This is a genomic window from Bradyrhizobium sp. USDA 4486, from assembly GCF_054057995.1.
On the sequence record NZ_JBSRZV010000001.1, the window covers coordinates 5,067,788 to 5,088,203 of the forward strand.

At 56.6% G+C, this 20,416-nt stretch carries 14 protein-coding genes; 12 read left to right on the plus strand and 2 right to left on the minus strand.

Annotation, left to right across the window (positions count from 1 at the left end; all coding sequences use genetic code 11):
* Positions 1-912 precede the first annotated feature (912 nt).
* The 4 genes from ACVWY3_RS24180 to ACVWY3_RS24195 all read left to right on the plus strand — a co-directional run bounded on the left by ACVWY3_RS24180 (position 913) and on the right by ACVWY3_RS24195 (position 8,939).
* A complete protein-coding gene (locus ACVWY3_RS24180) occupies positions 913-4,134 on the plus strand; it encodes a hypothetical protein (protein WP_456840697.1) in 3,222 nt (1,073 codons plus the stop codon).
* 71 nt (positions 4,135-4,205) lie between these two features.
* Positions 4,206-5,615, plus strand: coding sequence for a hypothetical protein (locus tag ACVWY3_RS24185; protein ID WP_456840698.1), 1,410 nt, complete (start codon positions 4,206-4,208; stop codon positions 5,613-5,615).
* 73 nt (positions 5,616-5,688) lie between these two features.
* Positions 5,689-7,923, plus strand: coding sequence for a di-heme-cytochrome C peroxidase (locus ACVWY3_RS24190; protein ID WP_456840699.1), 2,235 nt, complete (start codon positions 5,689-5,691; stop codon positions 7,921-7,923).
* A gap of 536 nt (positions 7,924-8,459) precedes the next feature.
* Positions 8,460-8,939 (plus strand): MarR family winged helix-turn-helix transcriptional regulator, encoded by a 480-nt coding sequence (locus tag ACVWY3_RS24195; RefSeq protein ID WP_456840700.1) that lies wholly within the window; start codon positions 8,460-8,462, stop codon positions 8,937-8,939.
* Positions 8,940-9,097: 158 nt separating this feature from the next.
* Here ACVWY3_RS24195 and ACVWY3_RS24200 read toward each other — a convergent pair whose 3' ends face one another.
* Positions 9,098-10,678 carry a porin gene (locus tag ACVWY3_RS24200; RefSeq protein WP_456840701.1) on the minus strand — a complete coding sequence of 527 codons (1,581 nt, stop codon included), beginning with the start codon at positions 10,676-10,678 and terminating at the stop codon, positions 9,098-9,100.
* A 484-nt stretch (positions 10,679-11,162) separates the two neighbouring features.
* Here ACVWY3_RS24200 and ACVWY3_RS24205 point away from each other — a divergent pair, with 484 nt between their 5' ends.
* The 7 genes from ACVWY3_RS24205 (at position 11,163) to ACVWY3_RS24235 (ending at position 19,511) form a co-directional block, all read left to right on the plus strand.
* Positions 11,163-12,035 (plus strand): recombinase family protein, encoded by an 873-nt coding sequence (locus tag ACVWY3_RS24205; protein ID WP_456840702.1) that lies wholly within the window; start codon positions 11,163-11,165, stop codon positions 12,033-12,035.
* 908 nt (positions 12,036-12,943) lie between these two features.
* Positions 12,944-13,264, plus strand: a complete 321-nt coding sequence (locus tag ACVWY3_RS24210; protein WP_456840703.1) for a hypothetical protein — start codon at positions 12,944-12,946, stop codon at positions 13,262-13,264.
* A gap of 242 nt (positions 13,265-13,506) precedes the next feature.
* Positions 13,507-13,836: a hypothetical protein gene (locus ACVWY3_RS24215; RefSeq protein WP_456840704.1), complete on the plus strand. Its 330-nt coding sequence runs from the start codon at positions 13,507-13,509 to the stop codon at positions 13,834-13,836.
* Positions 13,837-14,463: 627 nt separating this feature from the next.
* Positions 14,464-16,419 carry a hypothetical protein gene (locus ACVWY3_RS24220; protein WP_456840705.1) on the plus strand — a complete coding sequence of 652 codons (1,956 nt, stop codon included), beginning with the start codon at positions 14,464-14,466 and terminating at the stop codon, positions 16,417-16,419.
* 1 nt (position 16,420) lies between these two features.
* Positions 16,421-17,425 (plus strand): M12 family metallopeptidase, encoded by a 1,005-nt coding sequence (locus ACVWY3_RS24225; RefSeq protein WP_456840706.1) that lies wholly within the window; start codon positions 16,421-16,423, stop codon positions 17,423-17,425.
* A 79-nt stretch (positions 17,426-17,504) separates the two neighbouring features.
* Entirely contained in the window at positions 17,505-17,744 is a 240-nt protein-coding gene (locus ACVWY3_RS24230) for a hypothetical protein (protein ID WP_456840707.1), read from the plus strand.
* A 393-nt stretch (positions 17,745-18,137) separates the two neighbouring features.
* Entirely contained in the window at positions 18,138-19,511 is a 1,374-nt protein-coding gene (locus tag ACVWY3_RS24235; protein WP_456840708.1) for a pentapeptide repeat-containing protein, read from the plus strand.
* A 173-nt stretch (positions 19,512-19,684) separates the two neighbouring features.
* On the opposite strand, the gene ACVWY3_RS24240 is transcribed toward ACVWY3_RS24235, so the two are convergent.
* On the minus strand, positions 19,685-19,927 hold the full coding sequence (locus ACVWY3_RS24240; RefSeq protein ID WP_456840709.1) for a hypothetical protein: 243 nt from the start codon (positions 19,925-19,927) through the stop codon (positions 19,685-19,687).
* A 159-nt stretch (positions 19,928-20,086) separates the two neighbouring features.
* Between ACVWY3_RS24240 and ACVWY3_RS24245 the strand changes: the two genes are divergently transcribed.
* Complete coding sequence (locus tag ACVWY3_RS24245; RefSeq protein ID WP_456840710.1) at positions 20,087-20,413, plus strand: hypothetical protein; 327 nt, start codon at positions 20,087-20,089, stop codon at positions 20,411-20,413.
* Positions 20,414-20,416 lie beyond the last annotated feature (3 nt).

A 20,416-nucleotide genomic window follows, 5' to 3' on the forward strand; every position in this document is an offset into this window, starting at 1 on the left:
GGAACGCGAGAATCTACTTAGACGAGAGTCGAGTTCTCGGGCTGGCTGACAGATGTATGCCCATCGCGATTGGCCGCGGACCAAGCAGCACGTGCGCCCGGCTTAACCAGCTTGTGAACCCTGCGAGCGATTCGACAATCACCCCTGATAGCGAAGTGCGACCTGCCAGCAGCGAAACCGTGATGACGCGCAGACCCCCTCCCCCTATGTAGCAAGACCAATTCGCCCCGAAAAATTTTCAAAAAGATTCAAATCTCGCAGAACTTGCGCAGTGACCTGCCGGTGTAAGACACACCCACACCCTCGGAGCTAGTCGCACGTCCGGTGTAAGACAGCGTGAGACAGATTCTCTTCAAGGGCTTGCTCGAACGACGCGGAAAAAGTCTCGAACCCCGATAGGGGGTCGAGACACGATCGCCGAGGCCCGAAATCGCGCATCGGCCGCTCTTTTTTGCGTTTCCGCCCCAAGTAACGCCGAACAAAAGCGCGAGGCCCTGTTTTCAAGCCGCAAGGCGTCGCTCCAAAGACATCCGATCGCAGCTTGTCGCTGGCCATCTCGCACCCTCTGCCTGGCCAACGCGTATTCTTCCGACAGGCGCAGGCTTTGCCAGTCACCTCAAGGAGAGTCATACGTCGGCAACCGATTTGCGCGACGACACGGAAGTCGCGGCCATTCGGAGGAAAACTCTGCGGTCGCCGCGTAGAAGATATCGACATTCCCGGAACACTCCTGTAGGGAAGTGCACAATGTTAAACGCGCTACCTGCGAGCGTGACAGTAATTCAATCTGTTTCAAGTTGCCCGTATGCTTGGGCTCAATGCTTTCAATGTGAGCTGGCGCGAATGCCTGGTACCCGAGCCCATTTCTGTGGCTTGCCAGCTGCCTCCATAAATATGTGAGGAGATAACGCGATGACTGTGCGCGAGCAGCTGTTTACTTTGTTGCGCAACCTTCGATGGATAATTGTTCTGTCGGTAGCTATCTCGGTGTTGCTCTACCTGCCAGATCAGATTCAGGAGCTCTACCGGATAGCCGCCGACGACCTTGGTTGGGTGACGTTCAAGGAGTTCGCTGCCTTGGGCGTGATTGCGATAGCGATTTGGGCAAGCGCGTTTCAGCTCACGACTGCATCCCTGCCGCAAATCCCCCAGCCTCCCGGGCGCCTGGCTTTCTATATCAGACTTGCTCCCGTGCTACTTGGAGCACTGCCGATCATCGCCGCCACAGCAGGTCAATTCGCCTCGCGACCGGCGCGAAAGGTTGGCGAGGTCGAGGAAGTCGGAAGTATCTTCCGCATTCAAGACCAGGCGCTCGCATTTGAGAGGAACGTGCTGTTCATCCTCGCGATTGCCATGCTAATCATGCTCGTCTGTTTCGTGGCATTTAGTTGGCGAATAGGATCAAGAGATCGATCGATTGATCTCGCGAGCCGCGCTAATAACGCTTACTTCATCCGTTACAGGTTTCTCGCGCTCTCGATCGGCGGCATCGTGCTGCTGACAGCAGCATTCCTTATGCTGCCTGATAGGCTCGCACAATTTGTCGGATCGTTCGGCGTGATCGCTCTCTTTGCCGTTTGCGTCCTTGGTCTCACGGTCCATTTTGCTCTCCTGACCATCAGATTTGCGTTTCCGTTTATTCCGCTTGTGTTCGGTGGGTTGTTTCTGCTTGCCTCCTTATTGGGAGGTGACGACCACGAACTGCGTAACGTCTCTGAAGCAAGTAGCACGCAGGAAAAGGCGCGCACGTCCGCAGCCGCCGCATTCCGCGAGTGGCTTTTACAAAAACCGCGGGTAGAGGAAGCCAAGAGGCTCGGCGAATATCCCGTCTTCATTGTGGCGGCTCAAGGCGGAGGAATCTATGCCGCCAATAATGCGGCGCGGTTTCTTGCGCGGATGCAGGATCTCTGTCCGGCATTTCGCCAACATCTGTTTGCGATAAGCGGCGTGTCCGGGGGCAGCGTCGGTTCGGCAATCTTCGCCGCTGCGCTCCACGCCGAAAATGCGTCCCTTGATCCGAATGCCGTCGACGCCAAAACATGCCCCAAAATCGCGGATTTCCTGGCAGGGGTTGGACGGGTCCAAGATATTGATGCTCCTGGGCCGGTCGAGCAGCGGGTTGCAAGCGTCTTGGCAACCGATTTTCTGTCGCCTTTGGTTGCTGGCTTTCTGTTTACTGACTTCACTCAGATGTTTTCACCGTTCGCGATCCCGGCCTTCGATCGCGCGCGCTTCCTCGAATACACGTTGGAGAACGCCGGTGACAGAGTCCTCCGCAGCAACAACGGCAGCGGCAATCAATCCAATTTGCTAAGGGCTGACTTCCAGTCCCATTGGACGCCCGACAACAACATGCCGGCCCTGTTGTTCAACACGACGGACGCCGGCAGCGGCAAACGGGCCGTCATCTCTCCCTTTGATTTCGATCCGCTGCACCCCAAAGACACAGACCTGTGTGTTCTTGCAGCGCTTGAACGTGCGGGCACTGGGACGGAACAAACGGTCAAGAGCCACTCGCTGCGTATTCCGCTCAGCACGGCCGCTTTCACGAGCGCGCGTTTTCCGTGGGTGACGCCAGCGGCGACCGTCTCAGTCAAAAATGACTGCATAACCTCTCATCCGCAGGCGCGCCTGGTGGACGGCGGATATGTGGAGAACTCTGGGATTGAGACAGCGCTCGACTTGATTGAGAAGCTTAACGCCATCAAGGGCACCTCCGATGCGCCGAAATTCAGGATTTACCTGCTGTCCCTCGTCAGCGGGCAGTTCGGTGATCATGGTTCATTTATGTTCGGTGAGCTCATGGAGCCGGTACGCGCGCTTCTAAGCACACGAACCTCCCGAACCTATGTGGCCCTCAATCATGCAGCCAGCATCGACCGTCGCCCCGACGCCGAAGTGACGCCAAGTGTTCAGCGCTTTCCAACATTCGGCCGGACGGACATAACAGGTTTGTTCTATAGCCTTCCACTCGGCTGGACGTTGTCCCAGAAGACCGAGGATATCATCTCTTTGAGCAGCGGCCGTTTTTGGGACTGCGTGCCGAAGGACGACTTCGATCAGTCCCGCGAAAGGCAGAGCAATGCAGATTGCCTGCAGGTGAAGTTGTTCCATCTTCTGAATGGATCGGTCGCGACCGCATTTGAAACCCTGAAGGATGCCAAACTTGCACGCGCTGCCTACGCCGACGAGCTAGCGAAGGAATATCAACCAACTCCAAAGATCAAGCCGCAGCCATTACTTGCTTGTTATGAGAGCAATTGGTTGCAACAGCGCGGTTATGAGGAATATCAGGAAAAAGTCGCCGCCTACGAGCACCAGCTGAGTCAATCGCGCAAAGATCATTCGCCGGCCCCTCCACCCGTTCCGCCATCTCGCAAGAGCTATATGGCCTACTATCAGGCCGAGCAGGTCAAAGCCTTGTTGCAGGAATGGGATCGCGTCGAGGAAACGGATCCCCGTATCCTTGCCTATATTCTAGGATCCGTCTCTTACGACAGCGCCGATTTTACCCGCAGCAGCGAGAACTTTTCTTACAGCGCGGTTTCTCAACTTCCGCAGAAATGGCGCGACCGCATTGACAAGAACAACTCAAGGCTCCTGGCCGCAAACAAGCCAGCCGTCGACGTGAACTCTTTGCTTAATCATCCCAAGGAACTGGCCAATTTCGTGCTCGCTTACGATGACAACGACTTTGGCAACCAGCCCGGAACGGACGACGGCTGGCTGTTTCGCCCGAGAGGAATGTATCAATTGGTCGGCCGTGAGCAGTATCAGGAAGCGCAGGATCAGATGGTGCAGCTACGCGAGCTGCAAGGACTTGATCTGCTAACGCTACCCGACGCGCTATTTGATGCGAAGATCTCGGCTAAGGTTACCTTCGCTCACTTCCGACTGCACCGGTATAAGGACGGCCGGTTATCTCCGCCGGACAACCGCCGAACGCTGTTCGAATTGCTCAAGGATCGTGCGAACGACTGGACAACGGTGCGCGCGTTGCAAACGGATATGACGCATCCAGCCGATCACGCGCGGGTCAATGCACGCAGTGAGATGTTCCTCGGCTGTATCGAGGAGGCGTTGCATCCGACGAAACTCAAGACCTTGCAAAGCCAATTCTACGGTGAGGAATGAAGGGTTTGATCCGGTCGCCCGCATTGCCTTGGCGAGGCGCGTGGCGGCGAGATGTAGTTGTTCGACAGCTGATGTTTAAATTTTTGCTCTTACAGGGGGATTTTCCAATGATCGCGAGGGGTCAAATCAACGGATCTCTGTTTCCGCGACGGCTCGCAAGCTTGTTAGCGGCGGGGTTGACGTTCGTCGCAGCTTTGGAGGTAGGAACGGCTCCGGCGCAAGCCGCGTCGAGGCCGCTTGCGCCCAATGATGTATCTATTCTCTTTCCTGCGCCGAAGTCGGCGGCCGACCTTGCCAATCTAATCGCCGTGTCCGATCTTGCGGGCCCTTCGGGATCGCCGCAACGGCTATTTTCCGACACGGATTTCGCGCATTTTATCGCCAACGCCGAAAATCCGGAGCATCCGGGCGTGCCGGATTCGGGTGCACGGCACATTCAGTTTCCCGATGCCGTGAAAAAGATTGGCGCCTGGTTTGTGGCCGGCATCCGGATCGATCCGGGCGCGCCGGGATTGTCGCCGGAGATCATCGCGCAGTTTGGCCGACAACCACAGATCCGGCTCATCATTCAGCCGGTGACCAATGGGCCGGACGGCTTGAAGGTTCATGACACTGCAGGCCACCTTATCTTCAGCTTCACTCTCGCCCCGGACCCGCCTCTGGAAGGTTGCGCGCCGTTCCCGCGATCCCATCCGGACGACGAAGCATTCAAGGCGATCCTTCGTGATGTCGCAACCTTGCGCGATCAGCTTGGGGCCGGACAGTTTGGCAATGTCAAAGTCTCGACTGCGGGTGATCTGAATGTGCATCCGGGTCTTGTAGGAGCATCGGCAAAGGCGTTCCGCGATGCACTCAAGGCTTTGATTGAGAAGCACCTCTCGCCGCACCGCCTCAACAGCATGGCCGTGATGGGCATCGCCCCGCCCGAACCCTGGATTTTTGTGTCGATGTTAAGGGTCCCGCAAGCAGGCCTAATCCCAGTCCCCGGCCCTACGCTTGATGGGATGCACGTGGCACAGATGTTCAGCGCCGTGGGCGGAAAGCACGTGGTCCCACAACCGGGCACGAACAATCAAAACCCGGTCACCTGTCGACACGCGGCATTGCAAAATCCGCCCTTGCCCCAAGGTAATCGTAAGGGTGTTTCGACCTCCGAGTTCATCGATGGTAACGTGCCCAACAGCCGCATCATCGAGATCGTCAATACCATTGCTGATACGAAGAAGAGCCACTTTTTCAATACCGATTGCGTGAGCTGTCACACCGAGACGGCACAGCCACTCGCCAGGAAAATTCCAAATTTCGTAGCGCTGGGCGTCAACCGCGCGGTGTGGCCGAAAGAAAACTGGAATGTTCGCAACTTCGGTTGGTTCCCATCCTTTTTGCGCGGCGGCCCGGCAGCGGCGACGATAACCAGGCGCGCGGCAGCCGAGACGTCCGACGTGGTCGCCTTCATCAATAGCCAATTGCTGAACAAGTAACAGACGCCGTCGCCGTTTCCGGTAGCCTGCCGGGCCGGCTGGACGGACGAAAAAGATGGATGGAGTCCTTGCTATGGGCAGACCTTCTTTTGGCTCTCGTCTTTATTCCTGGTGGATGCGCTGGCCTCATATCACCAGCCTGTTATTAGCAACCGTCGTTGTCGTGATCATGGCGGCCGGCCTGGTGTATTTCGCCCCGGAGAAGGTTCGCGACGCAGCCCTTAAGATCAAGAACGATGCCAATCTCGTCGCTCAATTACTGCCTGCGACCCTGCCCGAGCCATCAAAAATAGAAAGCGCTTATTGGCTCCCGCAAAATTGGAGCGCCCGCCAGCGTTACTGGTTTCACCACACATCGCAGGGGACGGCGACCATCCCTGTCCCTTATCAGTGGTTTTTGGCCCTGGAACGCCCGGAGCTGTCCTTCTCTTACACGAGCTTAACGGACGAGAACTACCTGCGCCGCCTCGGCTTCATTCCCAGTCCTGGCTCAAAGGACTTCGCCGGTATTGCGCCCGCATACGGTTATCACGACGATGCGCCGAATGGGGACATAGCCAACCCCGGTTGGACTCCAAGCGCGCCCGCCAACCCAAATGCTTTGCCGGTCGGCTTTGCCATACTCAAGGGCGGTGTCGATCCGGCGACTGGCGTCCCGTATGAAGATCAGATCGGGCTAACCTGCGCCGCCTGTCATACGGGTCATCTCGAATACAAGAATGTCAGCATACGGTTCGACGGTGGGCCGGCGATGGTCAATCTTGGCGAGGTTGAAAGAGCCGTCGGGCTGTCTATCGGCTACACGCTGATCTTGCCATGGCGTTTCGAGCGTTTCGCCAGCAAGCTGGAGCAGATCAAAGGGCAGAGCGTCGATCGAAATAAGCTTCGAAGCGATCTTGAGCTAGCACTCCAAAAGATCAAGAACCAAAAGGCAGAGACCGACAGACTTTTGATGGGACAGGGAGTAGCGGATCTCGATGAAGGGTTCGGTCGACTTGATGCGCTGAATCGGATCGGGAACCAGGTTTTCTATAGCAATCTACTCGATCCCTTGACCGGCGAACTGTCCGAGCCACTCCTCAAGGGCAACTTCGCGCGCCACGATGCCCCCGTGAGCTTTCCACCGATCTGGGACACGCCGTATTTCCTTTGGGCACAGTATGACGCATCTGTTCTCAACGAACTCGTTCGAAATGCGGGCGAAGCGCTCGGTGTCAGCGCAAAAATTAATATGACCGCTGCCGCGCCCGGAAGGCCGCTCTTTGCCTCATCCATACGTCTCTCCGACATCGCGCGGTTCGAAGAGCTTCTGCGCGGCACCGATCCCTTTTCGTCTGAAGATGCAGGAGGCAGAAAATTCACCGGGCTCGTAGCCCCCCGATGGAAGGACGCGCAGGAGAAATTCCGCAGTGACCCGGCCTGGGCGATCGATGAAAAGCTCGTTGAACAGGGTCGCGATCTTTATCGTGCTCACTGCTTTGAATGCCACCGAGGCCCGGTGAACGATGCTGCCTTCGACAAAAAGTGGCCGGAAGACTCGTTCTGGCGCGCAGAGAACCCCGATCGCTCAGCCAAGAGCGAGAAGAATTGGGTAGAGATCGGCGGACGGCATTATTTTAACGTCGTCCAGATGCCGGTCTCGGCGATCGGCACCGACCGCCAACAATCTAACGTCCTTACGACGCGGCGCGTTCACCTACCCGAGGCACTCGCATTAAATCCTGCAGATGACCTCAACAAAGCCGGAGGTTGTGGCCTTCTGGCAGATAAAGGCGTAGATCCTCTGTTTGTACTCGCGCTCATGGACGTGGTCGGCAAAACGATCGATCAATGGGTCATTGCGAACGGCACTTCTGAAGAGACCAAGCGGCAAATGTGGGGGCCTCGGAAGAACTGCCAAAACCAGCGGGTCTATGTCGGGGCGCGCGCGAGCCACAACGGCAAGGACGAGACAGTACTCGCCCTTGAGCCTCAGTACCGGGCTCGCCCATTGGACGGTGTTTGGGCAACGGCTCCTTATCTTCACAATGGGTCCGTTCCGACACTGAGAGACATGTTGGTGCCGCAAGCCGAACGGCCGACGTCGTTTTGCGTCGGCAGTCGTGCGTTCGACCCGGTCAAGGTCGGGCTTGTTACAAAAGCAAAGGCGATCGAGAGCTGTGCGGCCGGCATTACGAACTTTGATGTGTCGCTGCTTGGCAACAGCAATCGCGGACATTCGTTCGAGGAAGGAAACCGATTTAACGAAGCTGCCGCCTGGCGTCATCGGACCAGAATTGACCGAAGCCGAGCGCCGAGCGCTTGTTGAGTATCTTAAGACCTTATGAGCGATGGTTTCCCATCGACCTGTGTGTCGGCGCCGCCACCTTCGACCTTCCGCCCACGTCGCGCGCGCCTCGTCAGCGCGCGTGCCATTGCCGAGGAAGCTGAGGCGAAATTGAAGCCTGGCACCATTGCCAAATACAAAATCGCGATCAGGAGCACGCAGCTCCGGATGGGGCTAAGACCGTGCTGGATGGGAGATCTGTCGGGCATTTCGGCTATTCCCACCTACGAAGTTGTTCGTATTTGTCGTAAGCGCAAGTCTGGGATTCGCTCACGGAGCTGGTAGCTCAATCGCCCTGTCGCTTTCGCAAAGTAATTGTCGTAATTCATCAAGTAATGTTTACTTCACGTGCAAACACGACCTATGCGGGGCGCGGTTACGGAGCTGGCCGACGCTGCGGGCATCGAGGAGTGGTTCGGCGACGGTCTCATAGCACATCGGTGCGGGCCGTTCGAGATGCCTCGCAAACTCCGGTAAAGGGGCCTCTCGGTCACCTCTAGAACACGTCGGGAGCGAGCATGATCGAGAAGAAACTCGACAGAGCGATTACGGAATTCATTTGGAACGTGGTCGAGGTTCACTCTCAACTGGAGAATATTCACACCAGTTGGGCTGGGCTACTGGGTATTTCCAAACCCCAGTGGCTGATTTTGATGGCTATCACCGAACTTGACGATGGACGAGGCGTTGCTGGGATAGACGTCGCCAACAAGTTACGGGTCCATCCGGCTTTTGTGACCAATCAGACCAAAGCTCTCGAAAAACGTGGTTTCCTGTCACGGCGGCCGGGAGCCGACGACGCACGCTTCGTTCTGATGTCGCTAACCACGAAGGCAACAAAGGCGCTTGACAAACTGTCGAAGCGAAAGCTCGCACTGAACTCGACCATGTCGAACGGGCTCGACGAGAAAACGATGGCGGATCTGAACGCGGCGCTTGCGATTATTGCCAAGAATGCGCGGCTGGCTGCACGCCTGCTTGCAATCGACGTGTCCTGATCGCGGGGCGCCCCGCACGTCCTTGAGAGCAGGCCTTCTTGATAACTTGGGACGCGCCTAGTCGTCGGGCGTGCCCAGCCGCAACGCAATGCGCGCAAAATGAAACCCCCGGCAGTTTCCCGCCGAGGGCCTTGGAGGTTAGGTCGTTAAAACCAAACTTACCAGTTGCGCTGAGCGCGGAGCAGCAGAACCAGGCTGTCCTGATCCTTCAGCTCGAAGGTGGCGGGCGGCTTGGCGACCGGGAAGTTGGCGCCGGTGGTAACGACGCCAGCATACTTCTGGTCGAGATGGGTCCAGGTAAAGTCGGCCGAGAACGTCAGGTTCTTGACCGGGGTCCAGCGGGTGATCAAGCCGACCTGAGCGATGTTGAAGTCAGGATTGCACGAGGTCACGCCCGCAACCGTCGAGAAGACGCCAGTGGGACCGCAGAGGAAGGTCTTCGCGCCGCTGCCGAACTGAGCCTGAGCGTAAGCACCGTAAATCGCGGTGTTCCAGTAGGCATCCCAGTTGTGCGTGTAGGCACCACGGAAACCCCAGGTCTTGACGGTTTCCTGATTGCTGCCGTTCACAAACACAGTGTCGGGAGCAATAGCTGCACCGACGCTACCGTAGGCAACGCTCGACGTGCCGTACATGAGGTACGAGCCGCCCGCCAGGTTCTGGAAGTTGTAGCGGGTCGCACCGTCGGTGTAGACGCCCTGGATGTTGATCACGTCACCCGCACCGGTCGGGATGTTCTTGATCGACAGAGCGAGCTGAACCGCCCAACCCCACTTGTCGTCGGGGTGGCCGGTGATTTCGGTCGGGCCGTAGTAGGCAACGTGGTTGTCATGCGCAGCGACCGACGCCTGGAACAGACCCCAAGCCTGGTCGACGCGGACCATACCGACGAGGTTCGGCGAACGTGTGCCGCCGATGGCGTTGGCGCCAACCGCACCAGTGGTCAGACCGGCGATAGCAGCAGCACCAGAAGCAGCCACGGAGCTAAGGTTGAGGTTGCCAGCATCGTAATAGGCCGCCCTATCTTCAGCCGAGAACGCCGCCGTCACGCCCTGACCGAAGTCGGCGGTGTAGCTGAACTGGTTGACACCGGTGACCGTGCCCGAGCCGCCGACGAGACCGTCGAAGTTGTTGCCCGGGTAGTTGGTCCAGGGCGCGTCGAACTGCGACACGGCCTTACCCATGGTGAAGCCGGCGAACTGGATGAAGGCATAATACACGCCGAGCGAACCGCCCGAGGTGCCGCCGTCCGTCGGATTGATCGACGAACCGACCAGCGCCGGGGTCGCACCAGCGGTGTTGAGGGCCAGCGTGCTGGTATAGGCGGTGCCACCGAACGCAGAGCCGGTGCCCTGATAACCGCCGGTGGTCCAGGAGAACACGCCGTCGAAGAAGGTGCGGACCACGCCGTACTCGGTGGCGGTGCGCGTGTCGATGTTGAGGTCTTCACGAGCGCGCATGGTGTAGTAGTTGCTCAGGCGATTGCGCCCAGCAGCAGGCGAGGTACGCTGGCTGTCAAAGACGCTGTTGGTGTTCAGCGCGACTTCAGCGCGCAGATAACCACCCAGCTTGATGCAGGTGTCGGTGCCCGGGATGTAGTAGAATCCGGCACCATACAGGGAGCAGATCTTCACGTACTCGACCGCCTTGGCCTTCACGGGGAGATCGGCTGCCTGCGCTCCGCCAACGGCGATCAAACCCGCCGCTGAACCGAGCAAAAGGCTCTTAACCAACTTCATGTTAAACCTCCAAGTTTGCTCTACAGGGAAGGTTTTTTGACCAAGCGGTCAATTCCCCAACCCCCTCTGAAACCCACGCCTAAACCTCTTCGCGTCTTCGGACACACCCGCATGAACGCGAGGGACTTAAGCGAAAGACCTAAACGGGACGACCTCGGGATGCCCCCCTCCGTCGCGTGATCACCATGATCGAGGACCCTTGCACACGCAACCACCGAAACAGGGTGAATGGTCTCCATCAAATCGAATCTGGGCAACTGTTGCACAAAAATCACGCAACCGTGAGAGCGACCACACGACTATAACCAACTGATTTTCATAACCAATCCACGCTCTCTGGGCGTGCGCATGGACAGGCGAGATCTGGAACTGGGGAAGCGCGCGGGACCCGCAGCCACTTCGTTCTAGGCCCGCTCGACGGTGGAAAAGCCGAATCGAGCCGACTAGAAGATCACTTAGAAGCTATGAAGCCGATGGATTCCAAATGTCTGAGAAAAAGAAGATTTCAGCGGCACCAAGCTGGCTAGGGCTGAGCAAAGACCGACTGAGCTTCTTGTTTATACCGGAGCGCGCCCACGTCGTGAGGCGGATTTTCGAATTGGCTATCGGCGGAATGGGCAGTTACGCGATCGCAAATTACCTGGATGAAAGAAAGGTGCCGACCTTCACGCAATCTACAAAGTGGGATCACACCACCATCGACTATATGTTACGGAATCGCGCTACCTACGGAGAGTACCAGCCCAAAAGCTTCGCAAGCGGTCACAAGAAAGGCATCCCCAATGGCCCCCCTGTGAGTGGTTACTATCCAGCCGTCATAGATCAAGAAACGTTCGAGCGCGCGCAGATTGCTCGCCAACAAAATCTTGCAAACCGCGGCCGTAAAGGGAACGATCTTGCAAACATCTTCGCAGGCCTCACTACCTGCGCTTATTGCGGCAACGAAATAGTTCTCCACCGCGTCGCGAATGTGCAAGTTCTCGCATGTACACAAGACCTTGATGGCGATGGATGCACTCGAACAGCGTGGACATATCGGGACTTTGAGGCGACGGTCTTCGCATTCTTGATACATCCTGCCCTGTCTCAGCGATTTCGAGGCGAGCAAAGGAGCAAGTTGCTTGAGCTGGCGGAGAGAGTCGCGAATTGCCTGAGTGCTCAAAAGCAGTATTTCGCCACCCGGGTCGAAATCGCCATACTGCTAAAGCAAACTGTCACGCATTTAGCCCTTTACAGCGCTGGAGCCATCGAATCTCCACGCCTGCCTACTGCTCAGATTAGCAAAGATGTCAGGGGACGATTTCTTGAAATCCAGCTTTGGGACGGCCCCGCGGACAAATACCTTTCGGTATTTTGAGCCTCGGCGCGTGCGGCTCAAGCGTTCCGCGTACATTTGGAGCGGTTCAGATGCTGCCTTACCGCTCGGCTGATCACGAGTAGCCGAACAATTTCTCGGAACATTCCAGAGCCAGGACTTTTGGTCAGCGCGACCGGAGCGGTGACTCTCTCCAGAACGGAGGGAGCGACACAATCACGAGACTCAAGGCGAACGCAAAAACAATTGCATCAATCAATCGATGACCACTTCTTGCAGAGGCCGTGTAACGATCCGGCCTTCAATGATGACATGATTGTTTCGACCCTCGAAACTTTTTCACCACCGGGTCAGCGATAACCAAAGACCGCCCTCGAAGCGGTCTTCCTACTAACTTCCTTACAAGGAGAATCGTCGCCTTCTGCAATCGTTGCTCCTTGTGCAGCAACCTAAAGGTTAGTTCTTTTGGAACTATTCGGGTAACGATGAAGGGAGTCTGTTCACTCGATATATATCCGATATAGATCGTGCGTCCGCGCTCACCCGCAAACGCGGCTAATCACACGTCGCAATAAGAAAGGCCAAATGATCGGGACCTCCGTCCCCGGTTTTCAGGCAGCAGCGTGATGCGCTGCGCATCTCGCGGTCGAAACAACGACCGACGTTGAGATGATGTAGATGCATCGTGCGTTCACGGCGATGCACTGGGCTCCTTACTCCACCCACCGCCGGCCTGTTCAGACCTCATTTGGTTTGGAGCCTTTCTCTTTGTGAAGCAGATTACATTGTCGACCAATAAATCCTGGTAAGTAACTTCGGCAGGTGTGTTCCAATCCGGATCCTAGAGGGGCGCGGATATGCACAACATGCTTCGTCTACATTGGATTCTATTAGGTCTACGGAAGAGCGTTCTGTCTTTGGCGCTTCTCGCGGGATCAGGCTTCAGTCTGATGGCGACGCCGACGACCTGTTTTTCTCAGCCGCTTGATTCTGCTGCGACAGCCTCGATATCGGTCGGTCAGACAACGCCGATCGAGGCGCCTGATTTGTCCAAAGCCAAGATCGAAGAGATCGGCCTGCAATTCATTCTTGTAGTTCTTTTCGGCGGCTTCTTCACATTCGTTTTGTCTACTTTGCGTGCTTCCAAAGTGCGAACTGAATCTAACCTTGCCTCGTTGCGCGATCTGATTATGCAAGTTGACGACCTGTATCGCGCCACCAAGCAGACAAAACGAATGATCCGCTCGCGCCTCGAGCAACGTGACGACTGATATCAAATCGTCGCCAAGTTCTTCGTTGCGCGGATGGAAGAGCTGAGTAACACCCAGCTAAAGCTCGAACAGATCCGCAATGCCATCCGGACCCGACGCGATCTCTTCGATGAAACGCGAAGGAAACGAATTCTTGAAGAAATTGAATATTCTGACTCCACCAAGTGGTGCACGAATTTGAGACAAGGAAGGTGACTTGGTGTGATGCGTATTGTCGCATTTCATCGTGGTGCAAGACATTAATGGATTTTTTCGGCGAAAGTCAGAGATCTGAAGAGATTGAGGCTGATATTAAGATCATGCGTGACGCGAACGCCACCGTAAATCGCTTCGGAGCGTTCAAAAGGATCATTGGGAAAACTGGAAACCAACGGCACAAACGGGTTTCCGATGCCTGCATGCTGCTCGTAATACGAGAGATGCGGGACATAGTTTTAGAGCGCCAGGGCCGATTAAGCGCAGGTCGCCTGGTGCCCGAGTCCATCGATCGTCCGACTGCCGCATCATCACCGAACGACGAAATGTCTAATAAGATCCAAGAAGATCGCGGTGTGCTTGAAAGGGTCGGCTAATGTTCGAACCATCATCCGTGCGATGCGAATTCCCGAAAGCCAACGCCCGGTCTCGAAACGGCCTCTTGATTCTGAGTTCCAGTCTACGCAGCCGTGGGACAGAAAGACAGAAAGCTCTCAGCATCGACTGTTCTGGGCACAAAGCCGCGAGCGTCTCATGGGCAACAACCGCTGCGCGACAAGTTGTCCTAGAGACAAGAACTACCCGGCGGTTGAGATTTGGAGTAAACTACGAAGCCCTTCGTAGGGCAGCATCAGTGACCTTCGGCCCATTAGATAACGCGACAACCGTGGCGCACGGCTGCAGATATAATAGTGCATTGACTGCGCAAGCTACTTTACCTTTAGCAATATGTTCGCGGACACATTGGCGGACGCGCCATTTTTGGTAAAGAAACGAGCTGAGTCAGGCTGCTGAAATACGCCGGTTGGCTTATTCAAGCTTGTAGAGTGAGCAAGCTCTCACACCGGCGATCGATGACGTTGCAATAGCTGCGTGCCGTTTTTGACGTGCGATGTCGATACACTTGGGTGGCCATTCGAACAAAATATGTTCGGTAACACCCGGGTCAAATCTACGCCAAAAGGATCGCGCTCTACTAGCTAAGTTGTGCTGGGGAGTCGGTTATGAATATTCAGGCGCAAACGCCGCTTCAATCCATGACGCCTGATAGCGCATCGAGTGTACCTCGTCCGAAAATCGGCAAGGTACAGCGTGAACTGACGGCATCGACCAACTATTTCGTGGTGGATCCGGTTTTCTTAGCGACTGCCTCTATGCAGCCGTATCAACGGACGCATCAGGATCCGATCTATCGACCGCTCAGAATATACACGCTCGATCCAGCTGCAAGTCGGCTGGATGGCGCCGTGGCGGTGTTGAATGTCCCATTTGAGCCATTGCGTTCGGGGCGCTCTGGCTTCGTGGGCAGCGTCCTGGAGGTGGTCGATTGGAACGAGACGACGGAGCAACTTAACAAGCCCGTAAACTTAGATGATCCTCGGATCTTGATAGAAAATGGGCGGGCCCCCTCGCCGTCCGACCCGCTGTTCCGGCAGCAGATGGTCTACGCGGTCTGCGCATCTACGTACGATGTCTTCAGACGCGCGCTCGGACGCGATCCGTGCTGGGGCTTTCAATCGAAGCCCGGCCAAGCTGATGCGAAGCTCAGAATCCGGCCACAGGCGTTCTGTGATCGCAATGCCTATTACGACTCATCAGCAGGGGAACTGAAATTCGGCTACTACGCAGCGGATGATAGTGTTCAGGGAAGAAATCGTCCCGGCGGCCGGGTGTTCACGAGTCTCTCACACGACATCATTGTGCACGAGATGACCCATGCGTTGCTGGACGGTCTTCGGCCGCGCTTTCGGCTGCCGACCCACCCCGATGTCCCAGCCTTTCACGAGGGTTTTGCCGACCTTGTGGCAATACTGATGCACTTCTCGTATTCGGATGTTGTTCGTGCCGCGATTGAGCGGTCGGGGGTCGCGCCCGATGAGGTACTTCTGTCACTCGCGACCCAATTCGGACATACCACAGGCTCGTGCAGACCATTGCGATCGGCCATCGATCCTGCGGGGCTTGGACAAGACAAGGAGCGCAACGTCAGACGATATGACCAAGCCGGGGACGAGCCGCACGAGCGCGGTTCGCTTTTGGTAACGGCGATCTTCGAAGCATTCGCGACGATACTTCGGCGGAAGACAAAGCGATTCATTCGCCTGGCTCGTCTGGCTCCCGCTGAGGCTCCAGACTCGGAGCTTTGCGAAATTCTCGCCGACCAGGCAAGCACATTGGCATCACAATTCCTTTCCATTTGCATACGTGCCATCGACTACTGCCCGCCATTCGACCTGCGTTTTGGCGAATATCTGCGAGCGGTTATCACTGCGGACTTCGATCTCGTTCAGGACGACCCGTTCGGGTATCGTGAGGCCATCATCGATTCCTTTGCCCGTCGGCGCATCTACGCCGATGGCGTGCCGGATCTCGCGGAGGATTCTCTGCTCTGGCGACCGCCTGACGAGAATATGAAGCCGATCGAAGAGCTTCACTTCAAAAGATTGCGTTTTGCGGGCGACCCCGGGCGAGCAGCCGACGAGAGCGAACTGCGCCGTCAAGCGGAAGCGCTCGGGTCCTACGCCATGCGGCCAGGATACGCACGCGCGTTCGGCTGCGCTTTACCAGGCGACGTGCAATTGAACGGCGACCACGTCGATCCTGCTGTTGTTGGGTCTATTCGATCCCTTCGGCGCGTCGGCCCGGACCGGCAAGTCACGTTCGATACTGTGGCCGAGATCACCCAGCGGCGTTGGTGCAAGCGGAACTCGGGAACGTTCAGTGAGGCCTTCGGCGGCTCAACGGTTATCCTCGGCCCAGACGGCAGCGTTCGCTACGTAATCCGCAAGAGCGTGACTGATCAACACCGAATAGAAACGCAAGCAGACCACCTTGACGGTAAAGGCGGTTCGAAGAGATGGACGAAACGCGGCAGCAGACAACAACTGCCGCGATCGAGCATATGCCACCTCTTTGGTGGGGCAGTCGATACCCAGCAACCAGCACAGGGAGGAGAATGACATGAGCGACAGCGAACAGAAACTCCGCCAAGCTTTGATGAGAATCGCTGAGGTGGCTCAGGCAGCCGCGGATACCGGACGGTATATGGACGAGGACGATAAGCCACAGGGCGAAACGGCGCGGCGCCCACATAATCACGCGGGTGGAAAAAACGCGCATTGTTCAATTAAGCAGCTGCCCGGCCGTCTGGCCGAAAAGGCGGCGAAGACTGCAACGACCATCAATCCCATGAACCGAGTTAGCTTCGGTGCCATCGGCTCCGTGGCACGCGGCCTGGTACTCTCGCCGGCAGCAATTGCAGTCCTGGTTGGCAAGTATTGGGGCCCGCAACAGCGCCGCCTCACGGTCAGCTTCCTGGATGGTGGACCAAGCGATCTTCGTCGCCGGATCATTCAGCACATGAATGCCTGGAACCAAACCGCAGGGATCTCGTTCGTGGAGACCCGTGGTGTGGGGAAGGTCCGCATCTCGCGGAATCAGGCCGGATACTGGTCTTATCTCGGGACCGACATCCTGCACATTCCCAGTAATCGGCCGACGCTGAACCTTCAGGGTTTCACCATGAATACGGAGGACAGCGAATTCCATCGTGTCGTGCGTCATGAAGCCGGGCACACGCTCGGCTTCCCGCATGAACACATGCGCGAGGAACTCGTTGACCTCATAGACCCGCAGAAGGCCTATGACTTCTTCCTGCGTACACAGGGGTGGTCTCGTGAGATGGTGGACCAGCAGGTGCTGACACCGCTCAGCCAGGACTCGATCATGGCCACCCCACCGGACCAAGATTCGATCATGTGCTATCAACTTCCAGGATCGATTACTAAAGACGGTCAGCCGATCCGGGGAGGCTCGGACATCAACGCCACCGACTATGCCTTTGCGGGCCAGATCTACCCGAAGGTTTCGTCCGAGGGTGCACCGTCGATCCAAGCTCAAATGGGTCTTGCCGACGAATGGTCGCCATCGGAAGATGTGGAGGTGGACGAGGAACTGGTACCGTAACGCTTTGCCGCGCCTCGTCGAGATCCAGGCGTGCCAGGAGCTCCCACCCGTGCTCCACGTGCGGGTGGGAGACGTACTGATGTTTGGAGCAAGCGGCGGTCATCTTCTGGAAGGCGAGGCGATCATCGAACTGCTGGGAGTTTATTCAGCCGGAGTACTCTCGGATGACGGCCGTGTGCTGAGCCCGTTCGGACCGCCAACCAACGTATTGTTTCGCGCGCTTCAATCCGGACAGGCCCGTGTCGAGGTGATCAGGGGAGATCCATGGCAAGCTACGCCGCAACACCGCGAGATACCGATTGTTGTCGCCGCTGCCTAAGATGCGGCTCGGAAGCGGGCACACCGACGAGAGCCTGAGGATTGCCGGGGCTGGAGCGATCCACCAGCAATTGCAACTGTGGTTGGGAGACAAGTTATAGGGTCGGCGACGCCCCCGGTTTGGATTAGCTACAGTGAGAGTTTCGGTGCCGGAAGCTTCTCGTCAATGTGCCAGGATACGCTCGGCTACAGCGTCTGGTCGCCAAGACTTTCCTAGCTCGAAACAGGGGGCGCGCTGGGCGTGGCCTCTCGGTTTCAGCCGCGACTTCATAGGTCGTAGCTGACGTACAGCCAACGATTTCGAACGGCACATTGGCCCTGTTCAGGAAGCAGGAGTTAAAATACATTTCTACCGCAAGCATGGGTTCAACTTGCCCGAGGGATCCGAAAACGGATGTCGGCGCAATTGGAAAAAGGTGTTAAGTCAGAGGAGCAGCGAGGCAGGTCCGCGCTTTTCCTTAACACGCTGATCATTGGTCTGCTGCTTGGCGCCAGCCTTGGTCCGGCGCTTTTTCTGGCAGTGAAATATCTCGAGCTTTCTGGAGACCTGCTGTTCTCCTTCGTCGTTGGTGTCTTTGCTGCGTTCGGTGTCTGCCTCGCTATCGCAGGTGTTTCGGCGCTCCTGATTGTGCCGCGCATTTTTTCAAGCGCTCGGGGGACGCTTGCCGCGATGGTAGATGATCTCACTAAGTCGAGCCGTGCGTACACTGCGGGTGACTCTACCAAAGCTGTCGAGCATTTTGGACGCGCAGTAGGGGAGGGCGTGGCCTGGTATTCCATCGGGGCAACTCGCCGGTTTGTCGCGCAAGCGGCGCTTGGCCTTTTGATCTCGTTCGGAGGCGTTCTCGGAGCTGTATTGCTGCTTAGCCAGAACTCGTTGCTGCGCGACCAAAACATGATGATTAAATCGCAGAACGAAAAGATCGATAAGCAGCTGGATTTGTTGGTCCAGCAAAATGAGAAGATCGACCAACAGACCATGGTCGCCGATTCACAAAAGCGCGGCGCGTTTGTAAGTGAGATGTTTACGATCTTGCAGGAGGTTGCCCGGGCAGATCATACTGAAGGTAAAATCGACAAACCGCTCACGACGCGGATAGCTGTGCTGACTTCGAGCGCGGTGCCGTATCTCTATCTGGATTTCCTGGGAGATCCAGGTGCGCCAAGGCGCATACCGCTGCCCCTGAGTCCAGAACGCGGCCAGATTATCGTGGCGCTAACGCGTCTGAAGGTGAACCTCTCGCTTCTAGCAGCAGCAGGTGCACGATTTGAAAACGCGGATTTGCGTCGGTTCGATCTGACTGAAGCTGATCTATCTAGGATAAATTTATCGAACAGTGATCTTTCCGGTTCGGTACTCGAGAAAGCGACATTGAAAGGCACTAACCTGACCGATGCTGTTGTCGACAACGTCAAAGCGTCCGGTGCTAATTTCGCTGAAGCGCATTTCGAAAGCACAATGATCACTGGGTCTGACTTCAAATCTGCTAATCTCGATGGCGCATGGTTTAATGATACGGAGATAAAGGGTGGCAACTTCACAGATGCTTCCTTTGTCGGCGCCGTAATCAATGGGTTGTCCTTTGAGAATACGCTTGTCTCCACCAGGGACGGCTTACCGAAAGGGCTGCCCTGGCCCCAAGCCATTCAGAATAAGTTTAACGCGAAGGAGTTCCGGCCCGTAGAGTCTGTTCTGAGACATAAATTCGAGGCCACGATCTCTTCATTTCAACCTAGGAGCTGGAGCCCTCCCCAATTTCGCGAGTAGTGCGGTCCAAGCGGGCGCTCACCTCTAAATGAGCCCTCCGGCGGGACAGACTTGCATCGCCGAAATGGCGGTGCGCGGCAAATGTTTCGTTTAGGGCGCATGCGACGAATCCAACCCATGTCCCGGGCCTACATTTACCGACCTAGATACCGCCATAGCGCAACGAAAAAGACTCATTGGCTCTCCCAGGGAGTGCCGAATTCGCGCCCGGCTCTGATCCAGTTGGGTCGCTTTACCAAAGAATTTGTTGCTTGAGCGGCTTGCGCTACGCGATCTTTTGTCTCGACTTGTCCGGCGTTTGCATCATCAATCGACCTCTTCAAATCAACCAGCATATTCTTGACCCAATCCATCGACGTTTCCAGAGCAGTAAATCTGCCGTTCGAGTACCAGGCCATCGCGATGAGCGCGCTCAAGATGCCGAGGAAATACTCCCAACCGATGTGAATTATTATGCCTTCCATACATGCCGAGCCTAGACGCGAGCGGTGTTCGGACCAAGGCTCGTGAACGTGCCTCGGTAGACACAGCTTCGTGCCTCGGCGAGTTCGATATCGTCGGTGACTATTGCATGCATGAACAACGATAGCCCGATTGCCCAGGAAGCAGACCCGGTTGTTCCCCGCGCGCTGCTCTGCCCCTCGCGGGTTACGGTCAGCCTTCGCGCGGTCGGGATCGTGAAAAGTGCGGTGGAAGATTCGGGCGTCGATCCGCGGAAGGTCAAGCTCGCCATGAAAGTCGGGGGCGAATACAAGCTCGATCAAATTGGCTTGCGTCAATGGCAGAAGTTCTCGCGCGAAACGCGGGCTGATGCGGATGTGGTCACTGCCACCCTTATCTCCATCGCTGGGCAGATCCCCGACCACGTTAACGAAATCCGCGCGCGCGCCTGCTGGGGCTGAAGC

Excerpts from the sequence above, each read along its gene's own strand:
- ACVWY3_RS24195 (WP_456840700.1), top strand. The coding sequence starts at position 8,460 with ATGATCGAGAAGAAACTCGACAGAGCGATTACGGAATTCATTTGGAAC.
- ACVWY3_RS24215 (WP_456840704.1), top strand. The coding sequence starts at position 13,507 with ATGGATTTTTTCGGCGAAAGTCAGAGATCTGAAGAGATTGAGGCTGAT.
- ACVWY3_RS24205 (WP_456840702.1), top strand. The coding sequence starts at position 11,163 with ATGTCTGAGAAAAAGAAGATTTCAGCGGCACCAAGCTGGCTAGGGCTG.
- ACVWY3_RS24180 (WP_456840697.1), top strand. The coding sequence starts at position 913 with ATGACTGTGCGCGAGCAGCTGTTTACTTTGTTGCGCAACCTTCGATGG.
- ACVWY3_RS24245 (WP_456840710.1), top strand. The coding sequence starts at position 20,087 with ATGAACAACGATAGCCCGATTGCCCAGGAAGCAGACCCGGTTGTTCCC.
- ACVWY3_RS24230 (WP_456840707.1), top strand. The coding sequence starts at position 17,505 with ATGTTTGGAGCAAGCGGCGGTCATCTTCTGGAAGGCGAGGCGATCATC.
- ACVWY3_RS24220 (WP_456840705.1), top strand. The coding sequence starts at position 14,464 with ATGAATATTCAGGCGCAAACGCCGCTTCAATCCATGACGCCTGATAGC.
- ACVWY3_RS24185 (WP_456840698.1), top strand. The coding sequence starts at position 4,206 with ATGTTTAAATTTTTGCTCTTACAGGGGGATTTTCCAATGATCGCGAGG.
- ACVWY3_RS24235 (WP_456840708.1), top strand. The coding sequence starts at position 18,138 with ATGTCGGCGCAATTGGAAAAAGGTGTTAAGTCAGAGGAGCAGCGAGGC.
- ACVWY3_RS24210 (WP_456840703.1), top strand. The coding sequence starts at position 12,944 with ATGGCGACGCCGACGACCTGTTTTTCTCAGCCGCTTGATTCTGCTGCG.
- ACVWY3_RS24200 (WP_456840701.1), bottom strand. The coding sequence starts at position 10,678 with ATGAAGTTGGTTAAGAGCCTTTTGCTCGGTTCAGCGGCGGGTTTGATC.
- ACVWY3_RS24225 (WP_456840706.1), top strand. The coding sequence starts at position 16,421 with ATGAGCGACAGCGAACAGAAACTCCGCCAAGCTTTGATGAGAATCGCT.
- ACVWY3_RS24190 (WP_456840699.1), top strand. The coding sequence starts at position 5,689 with ATGGGCAGACCTTCTTTTGGCTCTCGTCTTTATTCCTGGTGGATGCGC.